This is a genomic window from Pantoea sp. Tr-811, assembly GCF_011752535.1.
Lineage (GTDB): Bacteria > Pseudomonadota > Gammaproteobacteria > Pseudomonadales > Pseudomonadaceae > Aquipseudomonas.
Map to the genome: position 1 here is coordinate 119,588 of NZ_VWXJ01000008.1, position 16,591 is coordinate 136,178.

The 16,591-nt window shown below is 55.4% G+C and carries 16 protein-coding genes; 2 read left to right on the plus strand and 14 right to left on the minus strand.

The window, feature by feature from the left end; translation table 11 throughout:
* Window positions 1-599: 599 nt before the first annotated feature.
* Window positions 600-1,571, minus strand: a complete 972-nt coding sequence (locus F3J44_RS14095) for a LysR substrate-binding domain-containing protein (protein WP_205299883.1) — start codon at window positions 1,569-1,571, stop codon at window positions 600-602.
* 155 nt (window positions 1,572-1,726) lie between these two features.
* Between F3J44_RS14095 and F3J44_RS14100 the strand changes: the two genes are divergently transcribed.
* Window positions 1,727-2,482, plus strand: a complete 756-nt coding sequence (locus tag F3J44_RS14100; protein WP_167273325.1) for a class II aldolase/adducin family protein — start codon at window positions 1,727-1,729, stop codon at window positions 2,480-2,482.
* A gap of 60 nt (window positions 2,483-2,542) precedes the next feature.
* On the opposite strand, the gene F3J44_RS14105 is transcribed toward F3J44_RS14100, so the two are convergent.
* The 12 genes from F3J44_RS14105 to F3J44_RS14160 form a co-directional block, all read right to left on the minus strand.
* Entirely contained in the window at window positions 2,543-3,478 is a 936-nt protein-coding gene (locus F3J44_RS14105) for a LysR family transcriptional regulator (protein ID WP_167273329.1), read from the minus strand.
* Window positions 3,479-3,545: 67 nt separating this feature from the next.
* Window positions 3,546-4,271, minus strand: a complete 726-nt coding sequence (locus F3J44_RS14110) for an SDR family NAD(P)-dependent oxidoreductase (RefSeq protein WP_167273332.1) — start codon at window positions 4,269-4,271, stop codon at window positions 3,546-3,548.
* Window positions 4,272-4,285: 14 nt separating this feature from the next.
* A complete protein-coding gene (locus tag F3J44_RS14115; protein ID WP_167273334.1) occupies window positions 4,286-5,209 on the minus strand; it encodes an NAD(P)-dependent oxidoreductase in 924 nt (307 codons plus the stop codon).
* An 11-nt stretch (window positions 5,210-5,220) separates the two neighbouring features.
* Window positions 5,221-6,051: a polysaccharide deacetylase gene (locus F3J44_RS14120; RefSeq protein ID WP_167273338.1), complete on the minus strand. Its 831-nt coding sequence runs from the start codon at window positions 6,049-6,051 to the stop codon at window positions 5,221-5,223.
* Window positions 6,035-7,471 carry an APC family permease gene (locus tag F3J44_RS14125; protein ID WP_167273341.1) on the minus strand — a complete coding sequence of 479 codons (1,437 nt, stop codon included), beginning with the start codon at window positions 7,469-7,471 and terminating at the stop codon, window positions 6,035-6,037. Before F3J44_RS14125 ends, F3J44_RS14120 begins: the two co-directional genes overlap by 17 nt.
* Window positions 7,472-7,488: 17 nt before the next feature.
* Complete coding sequence (speB, locus tag F3J44_RS14130) at window positions 7,489-8,445, minus strand: agmatinase (RefSeq protein ID WP_167273344.1); 957 nt, start codon at window positions 8,443-8,445, stop codon at window positions 7,489-7,491.
* A 308-nt stretch (window positions 8,446-8,753) separates the two neighbouring features.
* The gene (locus tag F3J44_RS14135) at window positions 8,754-10,166 is read right to left on the minus strand and encodes a cytosine permease (RefSeq protein WP_167273346.1); all 1,413 of its coding nucleotides are present in this window, start codon (window positions 10,164-10,166) and stop codon (window positions 8,754-8,756) included.
* A gap of 233 nt (window positions 10,167-10,399) precedes the next feature.
* Complete coding sequence (locus F3J44_RS14140) at window positions 10,400-10,717, minus strand: hypothetical protein (RefSeq protein WP_167057340.1); 318 nt, start codon at window positions 10,715-10,717, stop codon at window positions 10,400-10,402.
* 60 nt (window positions 10,718-10,777) lie between these two features.
* Window positions 10,778-11,563: an ABC transporter substrate-binding protein gene (locus F3J44_RS14145; RefSeq protein ID WP_167273350.1), complete on the minus strand. Its 786-nt coding sequence runs from the start codon at window positions 11,561-11,563 to the stop codon at window positions 10,778-10,780.
* Window positions 11,564-11,633: 70 nt separating this feature from the next.
* Window positions 11,634-12,581 carry an ornithine cyclodeaminase family protein gene (locus tag F3J44_RS14150; protein ID WP_167273353.1) on the minus strand — a complete coding sequence of 316 codons (948 nt, stop codon included), beginning with the start codon at window positions 12,579-12,581 and terminating at the stop codon, window positions 11,634-11,636.
* Window positions 12,578-13,555 (minus strand): threonine/serine dehydratase, encoded by a 978-nt coding sequence (locus tag F3J44_RS14155; protein WP_167273356.1) that lies wholly within the window; start codon window positions 13,553-13,555, stop codon window positions 12,578-12,580. Before F3J44_RS14155 ends, F3J44_RS14150 begins: the two co-directional genes overlap by 4 nt.
* A 19-nt stretch (window positions 13,556-13,574) precedes the next feature.
* Entirely contained in the window at window positions 13,575-14,696 is a 1,122-nt protein-coding gene (locus tag F3J44_RS14160) for a succinylglutamate desuccinylase/aspartoacylase family protein (RefSeq protein ID WP_205299884.1), read from the minus strand.
* A gap of 254 nt (window positions 14,697-14,950) precedes the next feature.
* On the opposite strand from F3J44_RS14160, the gene F3J44_RS14165 reads away from it, so the two are divergent.
* Entirely contained in the window at window positions 14,951-15,835 is an 885-nt protein-coding gene (locus F3J44_RS14165) for a DMT family transporter (protein ID WP_167273358.1), read from the plus strand.
* Window positions 15,836-15,908: 73 nt separating this feature from the next.
* Here the strand turns inward: F3J44_RS14165 and F3J44_RS14170 are convergent, their stop codons facing one another.
* Entirely contained in the window at window positions 15,909-16,514 is a 606-nt protein-coding gene (locus tag F3J44_RS14170) for a transcriptional regulator (protein WP_167057325.1), read from the minus strand.
* Between the last annotated feature and the right edge of the window lie 77 nt (window positions 16,515-16,591).

Below are 16,591 nucleotides of genomic sequence, written 5' to 3' on the forward strand. Positions count from 1 at the left end.
GAACGTGTGGATTTTGCCGGTTGCCAAGGCATTATGCCATCATAATTTTTTACATTTGCACGCATTTGCCCAGCGTGGTGGGTGGTGGGTGGTGGGTTCTCTAGGGCTCGGTCATTGATATGGGTAGGGGCGAGGGTCCATATCTCCCTCAGTGCATTCATCCTCATCAATAGCCCACTTGGCCCAAAGCTAGGGGCATCCTTTTCAGCCCATCCAAAGCATGTCCTCAGATATGCCCCCAATGTAACAATCTACTGGAAGTGAATGGAGCTCCATGGTCTGTGGAAAGGCAGAAGTAATCAGAAAAACAGCCTATCCGACGACACCTAAAGACTGTCAGGGTCCCCAAAGAACATTTGGACAGGGCTCTAGGGCGGTATTTCTGGTTTTCTGAAGCAAAAATGTACCCCCAAAAATACCCTCTGATACCCTCAGTAGGATACGCAATCGAGAATGGCGATTTCTGAGAGCTATCGGGGTGGAGCACACCGGACTTCAGTGTACCTCCATGGCGAGATGGTCTGAAGATGGGACGGCCGAGTATCGGCTTGAGTGATCAGCGCGAGCGACTATCTCGAATTTATGTGACCTGCGCGAATCTAGGTCGTGTGAGCGAGTGTTTCGATGAGCCAGTCGCTGAACGCCTTGACGATAGGGTGCTCCGCCTTAGCTGGATGGCAGACCAAAAAGTACGCCCGGTTTGAGCGCGTACTGATTTCGAACGGGCTCACCAAGAGCCCACGCCTCAGTGCGTCGCTGCTGAGCAGGTTATCGCCCATCGCGACGCCTTGTCCTGCTAAGCAGGCGGCTAGAGCACATGGAGCGTCGGAGAACAAAACACCGGAGGAGGAATTAACCTGGTTACGGCCCGCTGCCCCCAGCCATACCCGCCAGTCCGTGTAGTCGTTCATGTGCAGCAGCGTGTACTTCAGTAGGTCATCGATATGCCGGAGACCGCCGTTGGCATAGAGCAGTTGAGGGCTCAGCACCGGAAAGTAATGCAGGTCCATCAGTGGCATTACCTGCATATTCGGCCAATCACCCGTGCCATAGGAAATGAAGACATCCGCTTCGTTCGAGGTGGTATCGGCCGGGGTTCGTGGGGATATCAGATGGAATTGAACCTGGGGGTATAGCGTCATGAATTCATTGATGTGCTGGCACAACCAGGCGCTGGCAAAACCTGTATTACAGCTGACGCACAGGCGCCCCGCAATCTGTTGTTCATGCTGACCAGCTGCAGCCAGCTGAACGCGCTGAAGGATGTGTTGCACTTCCCGGGCGAACTGCTCCCCTCGAAACGTAAGCCGGATGCCTCGGCCAATTCGTTCAGTCAGCGCGAACCCCAGCTGTTCCTCAAGCGTGCTGATGCGGTGGCTGACCGCACTTCGCGTGAGGCTGAGCTCGTCAGCTGCACCTGAGATGCTTCCGAGGCGTGCCACCGCATCCAGTGCACGAAGCGCCGTCATTGATGGGAATAGCATAAAGCTCCGCACCTGATGCAAATGGTCAATTGGTGAAACTAACACTACATCACCGGCGAAAAAAATTCGATTGTTGCTAGTTTTCATTCACTCATACTGAACCTAACGATCAGTGCCTGCTCGGCCACTTCAAGAAGAGGTGGACTTGCTTTCAGACGGCGTAATTCACCAGCGTCGCTGATGGCTGGAGAAGGTGCTGAGCTACTAAGCCAGAGCCTCACATCAGTATTGGAGCGAAATGCATGACCTCAACCGAACAAGTGCTGCGCGAGGAACTAGCTGCCTGCTACCGGCTAATCGCGCATTTCCGCATGACCGATTTGATCTTCACCCATATTTCGGTACGTATCCCGGGGCCGGAGCATCATTTCCTGATCAATCCATACGGGCTGATGTTCGATGAAATCACCGCCTCCAATTTGGTCAAAATCGACCTGGATGGGGCGCCCGTTGGCGTTACGCCTTACGCTGTCAACCCGGCCGGTTTTGTGATCCACAGTGCTATTCACCGTGCGCGTGACGATCTTCAATGCGTACTGCATACCCATACGCGCGCCGGCTGTGCAGTTGCAGCATTGGAGTGCGGTTTACTGCCCGTGAATCAGATCTCCATGGAGTTCTACGGCAAGATTGCCTACCACCACTATGAAGGGGTTGCCCTGGATCTCGATGAACAACAACGCCTGGTTGCGGATTTGGAAGACAAGAACGTGATGATCTTGCGCAACCACGGCCTACTGACGGGAGGACGCACAGTGGGTGAAGCGTTCATCAGGATGTACTATCTGGAAAAAGCCTGTGAGATACAGCTCACGGCCCAGCAGGCCGGTCAGTTGCTGCTGCCGAGCCATGAAATTTGTGCTCATACAGAGCGACAGTTCAATGAGCCGCAGCGCGAACTGAAAGAGGGGGAGTTGTCAGATCCTGATGCGGCTACCCTGGCCTGGAAGGCGTTGCTGCGCATGCTGGACCGAGTAGCGCCCGATTACCGCAACTGATCTGAGAGCACTTCGCAGGTTCATCGGGGGGCAGCGTTTATCGCACCCTCCAATGATCAGTCAGGTGCTCAACAGCATCTGATGTTTACTTGCAGGCGGCTGATTGCCGCTGGTGAGTATGCTGATGAAGCTGGCCAAGCCTGCCTGCAATTCCATTCCTTGCCGAGTAATGCAGTGAAAAGCTGATGTGTAGGCAAGTCGATCTGGAAGAATGGCTCGCAGTCGTCTTTGTTCTACCCAGGTTTTCGCATAGTGGGAGGGGAGGTAGCCGATGTAAGTCCCCGAGAAAACCAGCAGGGCGATGGCCTCCATCGAGAAGGCGCTGATCATGTTGTTGAAGCGCAGTTCGTAAGGCCGGCGATTTTCTGCAACGTAGCCGCGATCCACGTAGTCGGAAGCACTGATTTCTTCGATGGTTAGTGTTTCATCTGCTCGATCAAAGAACGGATGATCACTGCTGCAGTAGAGGTTCTGCTCCTCGTTGAACAGTGGTCTGTAATCCAGGCCCGAGAGCCGATGGTGAAAGGCTCCGATCGCCAGATGCAGGCGTTCTTCCAGGACTGCTTGCTCCAGTTCATCGGGACGCATCACATGCAGCTGCAGTCGAATCCTTGGAAGGTTTTTGCGAAAGCGAGCAATTGCATTCGGCAGGGGGCTCTCCGGCATCGTAGCCAAGCTGTCTACAGTACCCAGCTGAAGGTGTTCCTGGCTTCGGCCGTTCACTTCCACTGTTCTTTGTCGAAAGCGTTCGATGTCGGCAAAGAGTTCCTGGGCAGCGCTGTAGGTGGCCAAACCTTCTTCTGTGAGCTGAAAGCCGGACTTGCCTCGCTTGCACAACGAATAGCCCACACGAATTTCTAGGTCGCGGATCACGACACTCAGCCGCGGTAGACTCATGTTCAAACGCGTCTGGGCTGCGGTGAACCCCCCAGCCTCAACAATCGTGCAGAACGTGCGGAGCATCCGCAGATCCACGTCATTTAAGTTTCCAAGCATGACCACCTCTAGTCGTGTGGGCTTTCTGACACCCTGCTACCGAAATAGCAGGGCTGAAGGGCTGACTTTACCCGTTCATCACTCCGCCACCGTTCACGCCCAGTACCTGACCTGTCGTGAAACTGGCTTTCTCGGAGGAAAGGAACACCACAGTATGAGCGATCTCGTCTGCTGTCCCGAGGCGCTGGAGTGGATACCGTGCAGCTTCTTCTTTCACGTAAGCCGGCCCAAGTCGCTCGACCATTGGCGTAAGTGTGCCACCTGGTGCCACCGCATTTACCCTCACGGCATGAGACGCGAGTTCTCTGGCTAGCGATTTGGTGAGTGCGATGATCCCACCTTTTGCTGCGGAGTAGTGACACAGATTGGCGCAGCCCAGCTGACCGAGGTCAGAGGCAATATTGATGATGGAGCCACTGCCTTGTCGGGTCATGAGCCGAGCTGCTTCCTGCGCGAACAAGAAGGTGCCGTAAAGGTGCACGCGTATCATCAGATCCCATTGCTCGAACGCCATCCGGGTGATTGGCGCTTCGTTCAGGATGCCGGCATTGTTTACCAGCACGTCCAGCCGCTCCAATCCGCTGAAAGCATGCTTCACCGTCTCCGGCGATGAAACGTCACCCAGCGCAATACGAACTATGACGCCTTTGGATTCCAGTTCCTGGACCAACGATTCAAGCTCGTGGCTGAAGCTCATGTCATTCAACACTGCCGTGTCGCCAGTTTCAGCCAAGGCGAGGGCGATAGCGCGGCCGATGCCATTGGCGGCGCCTGTCACAAGATAAGTTTTCATGGGGCGGGTCCAGATCAGTAGGGATGGTTTTCGAGCCAGCGTGCGTAGGTCACCAAGCCGTCGCTTAACAGATACTCAGGGTGGTAACCGAGCTGCTCACGTGCTGCGGTGATGTCGAACCGTGCGTTTTCATCGAGGACGTCAATCGAGCCTGGGCCGATGGCAATGTCTGCGGCCGGATACAGAGAGCGAACCCGCTCGGCAACCGAGGAGTAGCTCTCTTGTTCGCCGGCGGTGACGTTGAACACTCGCTGAGTTAATTGCCCATCCTCGACGGTTGCTGCCAGTAGGCAGGCCGCTGCGACGTCCGAAACGTGCACGTATTGCAGGTGGTAATCGCCACCAGCGGCTTCATAGAGTGGCTTTCCGTCGATGGCTGCTCGCAGCAAGTCCTTGAGATAGCACTGCATGAATTGGCCAGGCCCGTAAATCCAACCCGGGCGCAGTGAAACAACGCTGACCTGGTAGAGGTCGGTGTAGACCTGGCCAAGCTTTTCGGTGAACACCTTGGTGCAGCCGTAGGGGGTGGTCGGTTGCAGCGGCACCGACTCGTCGATCACGCCGAGTGCTTGGTTATTGCCGTAGGCACACTCGGAGCTGAGGTTCACCACTCGATGTGTTCCGCTCAGGCGTGCCGCTTCCAGCACGTGAGTAGTGCCCACCGCGTTGGTCAACACGGTCTGCAGTGGGATGCGCCGCGAATCAACAGGGTGGGAGATTGCTGCCGTATGGATGACAGCATCAAACTTCTGGGACTGAGAGGTTTCCAGCAGGCTGGCCAGATCGATCAGATCGCCTTGGCGATATTGGTAGTCAGCAGCTTCAATTGCACAAGTCAGACTGCGATCGTAGCCAGTCACGCGGTGACCTTGCTTTAGAAGCTGACACACGACTTCTTGTCCAAGGAAGCCATTGGACCCTGTCACGAGAACATTCATGGGGAAACCTCTCAGTAGGGATGAGCGGGTAGATCCAGCGCGCCCTTGCGCACCTGTTCGTACACGTCGTCAGGCGTGCACCACCAGGCGTCGTCGTTCTGTTGAATGCGTTGAATCAAGCGCTCCAACATCAGGAGCCGTGAGGGCCTGCCAATCAGTTGCGGATGCATGGTGAGAATGAAGTGGCCACCATACGCGCGCATGCCGTCCAACTCGGAGGTCCACAGGCTCAGGACCTTGTCAGGCGCCTCGATCACACCTCCTACGGCGGGTTCGGCGGAGTAAGCGAACTGCTCCCAGTCATCCAGCACCCAACTGACCGGCAACTCTAGAAGCTGCCCAGGCTCGCCCCCTACCAGGTAGGGGCGGTCGTCCCCCATCAGGCTGCTGTCGGTTTTGAACCCGAGCTCGACCAGTGAGCTGATGACATCCGGCGTGATTTCCCAAACCGGAGCACGATAGTGGTTAACCTCGCGCCCAATGGTCCGCTCTAGCACTGCTTTACTGTCGCGGAGGATGCGCAGGTTCTGTTCAGGTGTTTGTTCGTCGACGCGTTCGTGGAAATAGCCATGACAGCCAATGCCATGACCAGCTTCTGCGATTCCGCGGACGATGTTTGGGTCCATCTCGGCGATCAAGGCCGGGATGTAGAACTGGGCACGGACGTCGTACTTTGCAAGCAGTTCGAGAATGCGGGGCACACCCACTCTACGGCCGTAGGCGCCCATTGAGAGTAAAGTCAGTCGGCGCCCGTCCAGGCTGGACGATTCCCAGGCGGTTTCACCATCTAGATCAAAGCTCAGAGTTACTGCGTAACGTTTTCGATCAGGCCACATGGTCATGGGGAACAGTCCTTTGCGATGGCGCCTTACGGCGCAGCCGGTTGTAAGTGAGTACCACCGCACCGCTGGCGATGATGACGATGCCGCAGTACCAGACGTGATAGAGATAGGCAGGGTCCGCAGGTTGGGCAGCTGCGGTGTAGGTGATGTAGGCGAGGGTCAGTAGTGCCAAGGCTGGCAAGCCGGACATTGCGAAGGCTTTATGAAGTGGCTGTTCGCGGAAGACCGCGAAAATGAAGCAGAGGATCATCGTGCCGTAGGAGATCATCATCGTGATCGACACCACATCGTAGTACCACTGCAAGTCGCTCACTGGCTTTGCCCAGATCATTGCCAACCCACAAACAGTTCCAATCACGGTCAGGCGAACGGGAACGCGCCTCGTGTTCAGTTTTTCCAGCGCCGCCGGCAACTCGCCATCACGACTCATGCGATAGCCTGCGCGAACCCCGGCATTCAGCGAGATGTTCAAGCAGTTGCATGCTGACGTGATGATGACCAGGGTCGGCAACCAGAGAAGCCAGGAGGGAAGGTACAGCTTTGCAATGCTGCCGATTGCTTGCGCGCTGTCTGCGAACATGCCGGCGAGCGTGCTGGCAGGGACTGCCATTTTCCAGCCGATCGCCGCGATCGAGTAGATCACCAACATTGCAGTCAAGGTCAGCAGGAATGACCGCTGTATGGTTCTTACGGGGGTTTTGGCCTCTTCAATGAAATTGATCGAAGAGTCGAACTGCGCGAGCATCCACATCCCAAACAACATGCCTGGTCCAATGGCCGTCCAGAAGCTGTCCAGTGACGAGGGCAGGTAGGAGCTCAGGACACCTGCGCTGGGTACTTGTGGATGGATGATGCCTGCCAAGCCCAGGCCCAGGAGCACTGCGAGTTCGAGGGCCAGCAGGCAGATGGCGACTTTGGCAGTAGCCTCGACACCCCTCAAGTTCAGCATCATGAATACGATGAGCATCGTGCTGGCCACGACCTGCCCGGTATGAACTGAACCATCAAGGCCAAGCAGGCTTTGTGCATATTGCGCCCCGACCAGTGCGCACATCGCGGTCACGCTGAAGCACATGATCACGTACGCCCAGCCAAGAATGGTGGCCGCTCCTGGTGTCAGATAGCGCTTGCTGAACACAAAGACGCCTCCGGCCGCAGGTGCCCGGCGGACCAGGTACACAAGGCTGAAGGCAATCACCATCATGGGGAAGAAGTACGCAGCGAGAATCGATAGCGGTGCGAGTTCTCCAGACAGCGTGTAGAGCAGGGGCATCGACGATACCCCGACCCACGCTGGGCCATTGAAGGCCAGTGTATTGGCACAGACGTTGAGCGTGCTCAGCCGTCCCTTGGAGAGGGTGGTGTCGATCTCTCGAACTTCACCCTTTCGGTCGTAACCTATGAGGTCGCTGAAGCTCATGATGGCTTCTCCTCGACTTAGGCGTGGTCAGCCAGAGCATCCGCGAGGATGCAGAGCAGTTCGAACATCATCGTTGCGCCGACGAGTGCTGTGGCGCCTCCCATGTCGAACGGTGGCGAAATCTCAACGACGTCAGCACCTACCAGGTTCAAACCGCGCAGACCGCGGATCATCTGTTGGGCTTGCAGCGTTGTCATCCCGCCGATTTCTGGTGTGCCGGTTCCTGGAGCAAATGCCGGATCCAAGACGTCAACGTCGAAGCTGATGTAGGTAGGGTCGTCGCCAACGACACGGCGGGCCTCTGCCAGGGTGCCTTCTACGCCGAGATCGCAGAACTCCTCCATGTGGATCACCCGGATCCCACATTCCTCAGCAAACGCTTCATCTTCGGCCGAGTAGATCGAGCCGCGAATGCCGATCTGCACGGTGCGCCGCGGGTCCAGCAGACCTTCTTCAATCGCACGGCGGAAGGGCGTTCCATGGGTGTAGGGGTTGTTGCCGAAGTAGCGATCATTAGTGTCGGAGTGAGCATCGAAATGCACCATACCGATTGGGCGATGACGGGCGAGAGCGCGGAAGATCGGCAGGGTGACCAGGTGATCACCGCCTACGGACAAGGGGATGACGCCAGCCTGGTGCAGTTTGCTGAAGAACCCTTCGATCTGCTTCAGCGAATCGAGAAGGTCGATCGGGTTGACGGGAGCATCGCCGAGGTCTCCGACGCGGACTAAGTCATAGGGCGCGATACGGCTCACGTGATGAACCTTGCGCATGAGGCTGGACATGTTCCGTACCTCACGTGGTCCGTGACGTGCGCCAGCGCGGTTAGTTGTACCGCCATCCCAAGGAACGCCTACCAAACCGATGCGAACCTGATATGGGTCTTCGAAAGCAGGTAGCCGCATGAATGTGGGGATGCCTGCAAAGCGTGGCACCAGGGCCGCATCAATAGGCTGTGGATTTTTGTTAGTCATGAAGGTCTCCACGTCGACCTTTATTGGCCGACTTTTTATGTTTGTCATTAAGGAGCGTATTGCAGGTGAAAATATTTGAGAATTACCAACTTACGAGGCAGTAGACCGAGCGGAAAGGGCAATGATGTTGGCTCTGCTTCTGTTATGCCTCATTGCCAAGATCAGGGTATGAACAGCCTGCGCTCAAATAAATCGCCAGTTGCGAAAGCTAGGTTGTCAAAAAATGAAAGTAACTTGTGGGTGTCCATTTCATTGAAGATGGGGGTGGTGCCAACGCATGAGCGAGCGGCTTGCTTATGCACATGCTTTTAAGTATTAGGGTGTGCATGGGCAGGTGCGCTCGACATGTTTCGCTTCGCAAGTATGTAGTAGATAGCCCCAGGTATGATGAGCCCGATAATCCAGGAAGTATCTACTCCACCCATTTTCTCGACCCAGGGGCCGGTGTACAGACTGGTAGAAATAAAGGGCATCTGGATGAAAATGCCGAAAATGTAAGTGCCAATCCCCACCATGTTCCAGCGGCCATATTGCCCGTTGGGGTCGAACAAGGCATCGAGGTTATATTGCTCCTTGTTGATGAAGTAGAAGTCAACAAGGTTAATCGCGCTCCACGGCGTGAAGAATGCCAGCAAGAACAATATGAACGATTTGAAGGTTCCGATAAACGAATCCTCACCGAGCAATGCAACGGTGGTGGATGCGCCGACAATACAGAGCACGAAACACACCTTTTTCGCAGCGCTGATTGCCACATCCCCGCGGAAACCACTGATGACCGTGGCGGCGCACATGAAGCTGCCGTATGCGTTGAGTGTCGAGATCGTGAGCTTGCCAAAAGCAATGCTGAAGTAGATCAGCGCAGCTGCCAGCCCCTTGCTACCGAGGCCTACGATTACGGACACCTCATGGCCGGCGAAACTAGCCCCGGCCAGGGCGGCTGCGAACACTCCAAGAACCATTGAAATTTGCGCGCCGATGACAGAGCCAAGTCCGACAGCCAAAATGGTTTTAAAGGGAGAAGTTTTGCTAGGAAGGTATCGGGAATAGTCCGCAACGTATGGGCCAAATGCGATTTGCCATGAGGCCGAAAGCGACACGGCCAAGAGGAAGCTACCCCAGGCGAAGTGACGGATCGCCATGAGTTGGCCAACATCATTGGTCATCATGAGGCGGACAAACAGATAGCAGAACGCGATGATACCCACCACGCTCGCTGCGCGACCTGCGATGTGAATGAAGCGGTAGCCCATGATCGTCATGAGCATGGTCAAGCTGGCAAAGATAAGAATACCGCCGCTGTTGCTCACCCCGACCAGTTGCGCCACGGCTTGGCCAGAGAGAATGGCACCCGTTGCGTTGAACCCCAGATACATTAGGGCAACCAGCACAATAGGGATCGTTGCCCCGTACACGCCAAACTGGACTCGGCTTGAGATCATCTGGGGGAGACCAAGCTTCGGTCCTTGTGCGGCATGCAGGGCCATGACGGCGCCCCCAAAAATCTGTCCAATCAACAAACCAATCAGCGACCAGAACACGTCCCCGCCCAGAACGACTGCAAGAGAGCCAGTCAACAGCGCGGTAATTTGCAGGTTGCTGCCGAGCCATAGCGTGAATTGGCTATAAAGACTGCCATGTCGTTCAGATTCTGGAATGTGGTCAATAGAGCGTTTTTCGAGTAAAGCGGGTTGACGCGGTTCAACCGAAGAGGTGGGCATTTGCTATCTCCACGGGACATTGTTTTGTCCTCGTAATTTTTGTTGGCGTAAGAGATGGGCAGTAGCGAATTCAGCGAGGTGGACGTTGTACTTATTTTGTGTTGCTACCAGTCAAGACTATCCTCGTAAAAGACAGAGGTATAGGCTTATTTGGTTAAGCCAGCTTTAGGGTTCGGTTAACTGAAGGAGCAGAGGGGACGGACGGCGGCGTCGTTGTCAAGTGGCTTCGCGAGTTATCGTAAACGGGATTCTGGTGGTGGGATCACCTTGACCTCTAAAGGCCAATGCCCAGAATTAGAAACAGCTTCAAGGCAAATCTCTACCTCGCTGAGTGGCCAGCATACAAAGAATCCACCATCAATCAAGTCGGGATGTGAGAACTGCCATGTCCTTTCGCTTTCCTGAGAAAAAGGTAATATGGATTTTTCACATTTTATGACTGTAAAGAAGCCTGCAGAAGTTGCCTGCCGCTCTACCACTTGGCTCGTACATTGCTCAAAGGCGTCAAGCATCCCGTTGAGAGCGGTTGTTTCCAGGAAGTCAAAATTCATCAGGGTCGCCTATTTATCGTTATTAGCGCCTTAATTTATTCGAGCTGAGAGACTGGGCTCTTACTCTCCGTAAATATCGAATTTGAAATAATGATCTTGAATGGCTTTGTACTCGCCGTTAGCGCGAATAGCCGTCAGCGCTTGGTTAAAGCGCTCCGCTAGTACTTTGTCTCCCTTGCGCACTGCGATACCTACACCGTCGCCAAAGTATTTTGGTTCTTGCAACGGTTTACCAGCGAAGGCGTAGCCTTTTCCATTTGGAGTATCAAGAAAACCTATCCGGACTGCCACATCGTCACCTTGGACCGCATCCAGTCGCCCGGCAATCAGGTCCAGATACGCTTCATTCAGAGAGGCGTAGCGAATAATTTGCGCCCCGATCGGAGCCAGTATTTCTGTTGCGAATCGGTCGTGAATCCCTGCTCTTTGCACGCCTACTCGCTTACCGGCCAGCCCTGAGAAATCGGTGCCCAGGTCTGCCCCTTCATTCATTACGATTCGTCCATTAGAGAGGTAATAGCGATTAGTAAAGTCAACAGACTTTTTTCGTTCCTCGCTGATCGTCATCGACGAAATGATGGCATCGATCTTCCTTACCTTCAGCGAGGGGATTAGGCCATCAAACTCTTGTTCGACCCACTGACACTTGACCTGCATTTGCGCACACAAAGCGTTGCCGATGTCGTAATCGAACCCAACGATCTCTCCGGTATCGGTTTTGGATGCGAAGGGTGGGTAGGCGGCCTCGATGCCAATGCGCAAACTATCGGCCGCGAGAGCTTGGGATGCTAAGAGAAGTGCGAGTGCTGAGCTTGAGAAGAGGGTGGAGAGTTTTTTTATTATCATGATGTCACTCCAGCAGTAATGCACCCCGCACCTTGGAAGCAGGGCGCGAGAATGCGAAGGGGCGGGATGATCAGCCTTTCATGGAGGCCAATGCACAGCTCGAAATCTGAGCGTCTTGGACAGCTACACCGGTGAGGTCAACCAGGGTGATTTGATCGTCGTTATCCCGGCCACTCACGTTGCCTGCAAGCAGTGCACCCAGTTCAGCAAGTTGGCTTTCACCGATCAAGCCAGCCTTGAGTGCATGAGAGATTTCGCCGTACTGGCTGCACTGATAGATCGAGTCGACGATGATGCGGTCTGCCCGAGCGACAAGCGCAGCGTCGAGCTCCTGTTTACCTGCAGCGTCGGCACCGACAGCAGTGATGTGCGTGCCAGGCTGTACCCACTCGCTTTTCAACAGAGGTTCGCGGGAGGGGGTTGCGCTAACGATCAGGTTTGCGCCGTGGGCAACATCGGCGGCATTTTTGGTGGTCTGCACCTGATACCCCAGCCCGGTGGCGAAGGCCTTGTAAGCTTCGAGCTCAGCGTCACTGCGGCCCCACACGATGACCTTGCGGCACGTAGTAACAGCACCCAGTTGCTCCAGCTGCATCCGCGCCTGCATGCCGGCACCGAGGATGCCGATTGCTTTGACGTTTTTAGGAGCCAGCAGGCGGGCTGCGATACGGCCAGCCAAGGCAGTGCGGATGCATGTCAGCCAGCCTTCATCCTGCATCAGCGCGAGTGGCTGCCCAGTCGTGGCAGACAACACCATCATCAGACCGTCGTTGCTTTCCAGGCCTTTGGACGGGTTGTCGTAGAAGCCGGTCGAGATTTTCACGGTGAAGGTGTCGCTTCCTTCCACATATGCCGACTTCACGCAGCAGTCACCATTCGCGGCAGTGAATGCAAACGCCTGAACTGGTGGAACCTGGACCTTACCTGCAGAGAAGGCAATGAAGCCCTCTTCCAGGCGCTGTACTGCCAGCTCCAGGTTGAGTTGAGAGATGATTTGCTCTTTGCTAAAGACTTTCATTGAACTGCCCCAAGGAATTTTTCGAGAAGGATGTTGCGGCCGCAAATGACCACCGCGACGCGCTTGCCCCGGTATTCCTTTGCCAGTTTTTGCATGCTGGCCACCGCGACGCCGGCAGCGCCTTCGATGATCCAGCGTTCGCAGCTAGCGATATCGCGCATCGCCGCTTTGATCTCTTCCTCACTGACCAGCACCGTCCTCGTTAGCAGGCTCTGGCAGAGCGGGAAGGTGATGCTGCCCGGTTCGATGCCGCCCGCGGTGCCATCGGAAATGGTGTCGTCTTCTTCCATTTCGATGATCTCGCCAGCTTCGAGCGATTTCTGCATGGTTGGGGCGTTAGCTGGCCAGCAACCAATGATGTCGATCTTCGGGTTTAGCGCGCGCAAGGCAGCGCCGATTCCGGAAATCATGCCCCCACCGCCAACGGCGACGAATACAGCATCCAGATCCGGAGCCTGTTCGAAGAGCTCAATGCCGATCGTGCCCTGGCCCGCGATGATTTCTGGGTCGTTGTACGGCGAAACAAATGGCTTACCTTGGAGCTCAGCCTGGCGAGCAGCCTCAAGCTCCACGCTCAGCGGATCCATGTCGAGGCTCACGACTTCTGCGCCGAGGGCCCGAATGGCATCCAGCTTGTAAGCGGATGCAGATGTGGTGGTGTAGACCGTGACCGGTACCCCCAGGACTTTGCCGGCAAGCGCCAGGCCCTGTCCGTGGTTACCCGATGAAGCAGTGATTACACCCAGCTTGCGCTGCGCTTCGGGCAACAGACGGACTTTGTTGCTGGCTCCGCGGAACTTGAACGAGCCCGTGTGCTGGAGGTGCTCACATTTGAGGTACACATGGCAACCCGTCATTGCGGACAGACGAGCGCTATGGGTGAGCGGGGTAACACTCACTTCTGGGCGCAGTGCTTGGTGCGCTTCGGCAATCGCCTCGTATAGCGAAAAGAGGTATTTAGCGTCGACAGTCATTTTTTAACCCTTCGTAAATTCAGAAGTGATTGAGCAATTGGCCGGCTCGTCGATTGGAAAAGGGTTCGATACCGGCAAGCAGTGCTACGCGTTGGCCGGCTCGCACTAGCTTGAAGAGCGGTTGAACCACGAGGACGCCATCTACATCGCTGTGAATAGGAATTCTCGGGGTGCCGATCGAGGCGTCGATCGGCACGAGCTCGGCGATCAATTCGCCTTTTGAAACGCGGTCCCCGGGTCGTTTTTTCCAGGCCAGCAGACCATGTCCTGGAGAGGGCAAGTGGCTCGCGCCCTCAAGTGGGTAGACTTGAGGCGAGCCTTTCGCTGGAGGCTGATCGTCAAGACGCAACAGCCCCTCGCTTGCCAAGAAGTTGAGGATCCCTTTCGCGTCCTGTTTTGCCAGTTCGTCATTCACATCTGCTTGTCCACGCAGCTCGATACTCGCAGCGAAAGGACGCTCTGCTTGAGAACTCAAACCTTGGTCGATGAGCCAGTTCCATGGACGGTTACACGACTCATCGAAAGGTTGGCCTCCTGCGGAGTGCTCAAGAAAGACAACATCGATGTTCATGCAGGCAGCGAGTCTGGTTGCCCGGTCACGCTGGGCCTGATTTGCGTACAGGTGGAGCACACCTGCAGTATCGCAATGCAGATCCAGCACGACGTCATGTTGAAGCGCTTCGCTTAGGAGCGCTTTGCGCAGCGCGCTGACGGTATCCGTGGTCGGCAGGGCGTTAATCGCGGCCTGCAGTTTCTGCTCCGACAGCACCGCACTGTTGTCGATATGCTGAGCCTCCAGCATCGGGATGAGGTCTGGAAAATTGCGGTTGAAGTTTTCACCGTTAGCCAGGTTGAAACGGCCGGTCCAGAACCCGAGCACGTTCTGCGTCATTCCCACTGGATTCGCGAATGGACAGATGACGATCTTGCCCAAGACTCGACCTTCCTGGTGCAGGTCAACCAGCATTTCCTGCAGGTGCCACAAAGTCAGCAGCCCTGGATGCTCATCCGCATGAAGGCCGGCTTGGATATAGGCGCTACGGGCAGATTCATGTCCGGTGAATTCATGGGTAAGCAGGCGAACCGTATTACCGGGGCCGAGGGGAGGCAGGTCCGTGAAGCGAGTCTGAATCGACATCATGTATGTCTCTGAAGTGGAATATGTGTCTACGGTAGACACATTTTCTCTATCAAACAAGAGCCTTCAGACGTCCGGATGTCGAAATTTAGGCGCGCCTCGACACAGTCGTTGGGTAGATAGAACCCTCTAAATCAAGGCTTTCAGCGACTTCAGGCAACAAAAACTCTGTGTGGACGAAAAATCTCTAGTGGATATTTTAATGTCTAGCCCAGTAGCATCCGCCTCCCGTAAACAGCACAGTGGAGGATGCTGCCGTGAAGCCCAACCAGGTTTGGACCTTTGCCCTGATAGCCATTACCGCGGTATGGGGATGGAGCTTTGTCGCCAAACAACAGAGCTTGCACTCGAATAGTGCTTCGGCGCTCAATGCGTTCATCTTTATCATCGCCGCAGTTGCGCTACTCCCATGGGCGATCAAGCATCTCAAATCGCTTAGTAGACGGGACTGGCGTGCAGGGGTGTTCGCAGGTCTTATGCTGTTTATCGCTTTTGCGTTCCAAACGTCGGGCTTGGCCCACACGACACCCTCCAACGCGGGATTCATTACTGGACTTTCGGTGGTTTTGACTCCCTGCTTCCTATTTTTGATCGGTGCTGAGCGGCCTAAAGCCAAGCAGGTGGTGGGGGCTAGTACTGCATTGTGTGGATTGGGCTTTCTCAGCCTCCAGGACTACGCGATCCATTACGGAGACCTGCTAATCCTCGGATGTGCTGTGTTTTTCGCAATCCACATCATCGTGCTATCCAAGATCAAGTTTGGCTCGACTTCTCTGGTTCTGGCATTCATCCAACTGCTCACCGTGGGTGTGCTGTCACTGGTTTGGAGCCTGGCTGCAGGGGAGTTTTCGCTGCCGCAGGACCGTTCGTCACTTCTGACAGTCCTGATTATCGCTGTGGTAGGAACCGCTGTTGCTTACCTGGTGCAGACCCGGGCTCAGATGGTGCTGCCGGCACAGAAGGTAGCGTTGCTGCTTGTATGCGAGCCGATCTTTAGTGGCTATTTTGGCTATCTGCTCGCCGGAGACCGCTTCACCTCGATGAACATCCTGGGGGCATGTCTGATTGTATTGGGCATGATCGTGAGCGAGCTGCGCTTGCCTGGCCTGAGGCGCAAGGTGGGAGTGGTTGCAGCAGACTGAAGCGTCTTACGCTTGCGAGCAGTGATGGCGAGGGACCGGCCAACGACTGGTGGTCCCTTCGTATTTGAGGGCGCTAGGCTCTCAGCTCCTTGAGGTACTTGTAGACAGTCGCCCTGCCCATGCTGAGAACATTGGCCACATAATCCGCGCCACTTCTACCCTCGAATGCGCCTTCTGCGTGGAGCGCCTCAACGAGGGTGCGCTTGTCTTTCATCTTCAACGTGCGCAGTGAGAGATTGCGTTCCTTGAGCCAAGTGTGCAGGAAGGTGTTGATCCGCTCTTGCCAGTCATCCTTGAACAGCGCGTCTGGCTGAGGGATCAAGCGGCTGACCTGGAAGAAAGCGTCCAGCGCTTCTCGCGCTTGCTCCAACACCGAAAAATTCAAATTGATGCAGAGCAAGTACTCGGCCTGTCCGTCCTGATCGTACAGGACGCTGGTGATTGAGCGGATTTTCTGCCCATTCCAGTTGATCTTCTCGTACGGGCCAATGCTTGCGGAGCTACGAAACTCCCCGAGCTCCTGGTCCAGCGCTGAGTCGTCGCCCAGCTTGCGCTTCGAAAAATTGTTGGCTATGTGAACGACTGTTTGGCTTTTCACCTCGTGCACGATGACTTCCGCGTGTGGGAAAAGCAGCAGCGCAATGCTGTCAGCGATTGCCTTGTAATTCTCGATATTCATCTTCCGCCAAAAGTTGGAATTGGGGGCGTGATCGCTCCCTGGGACATAGGGCTCTACAACCACGGGTGCGTGCTATT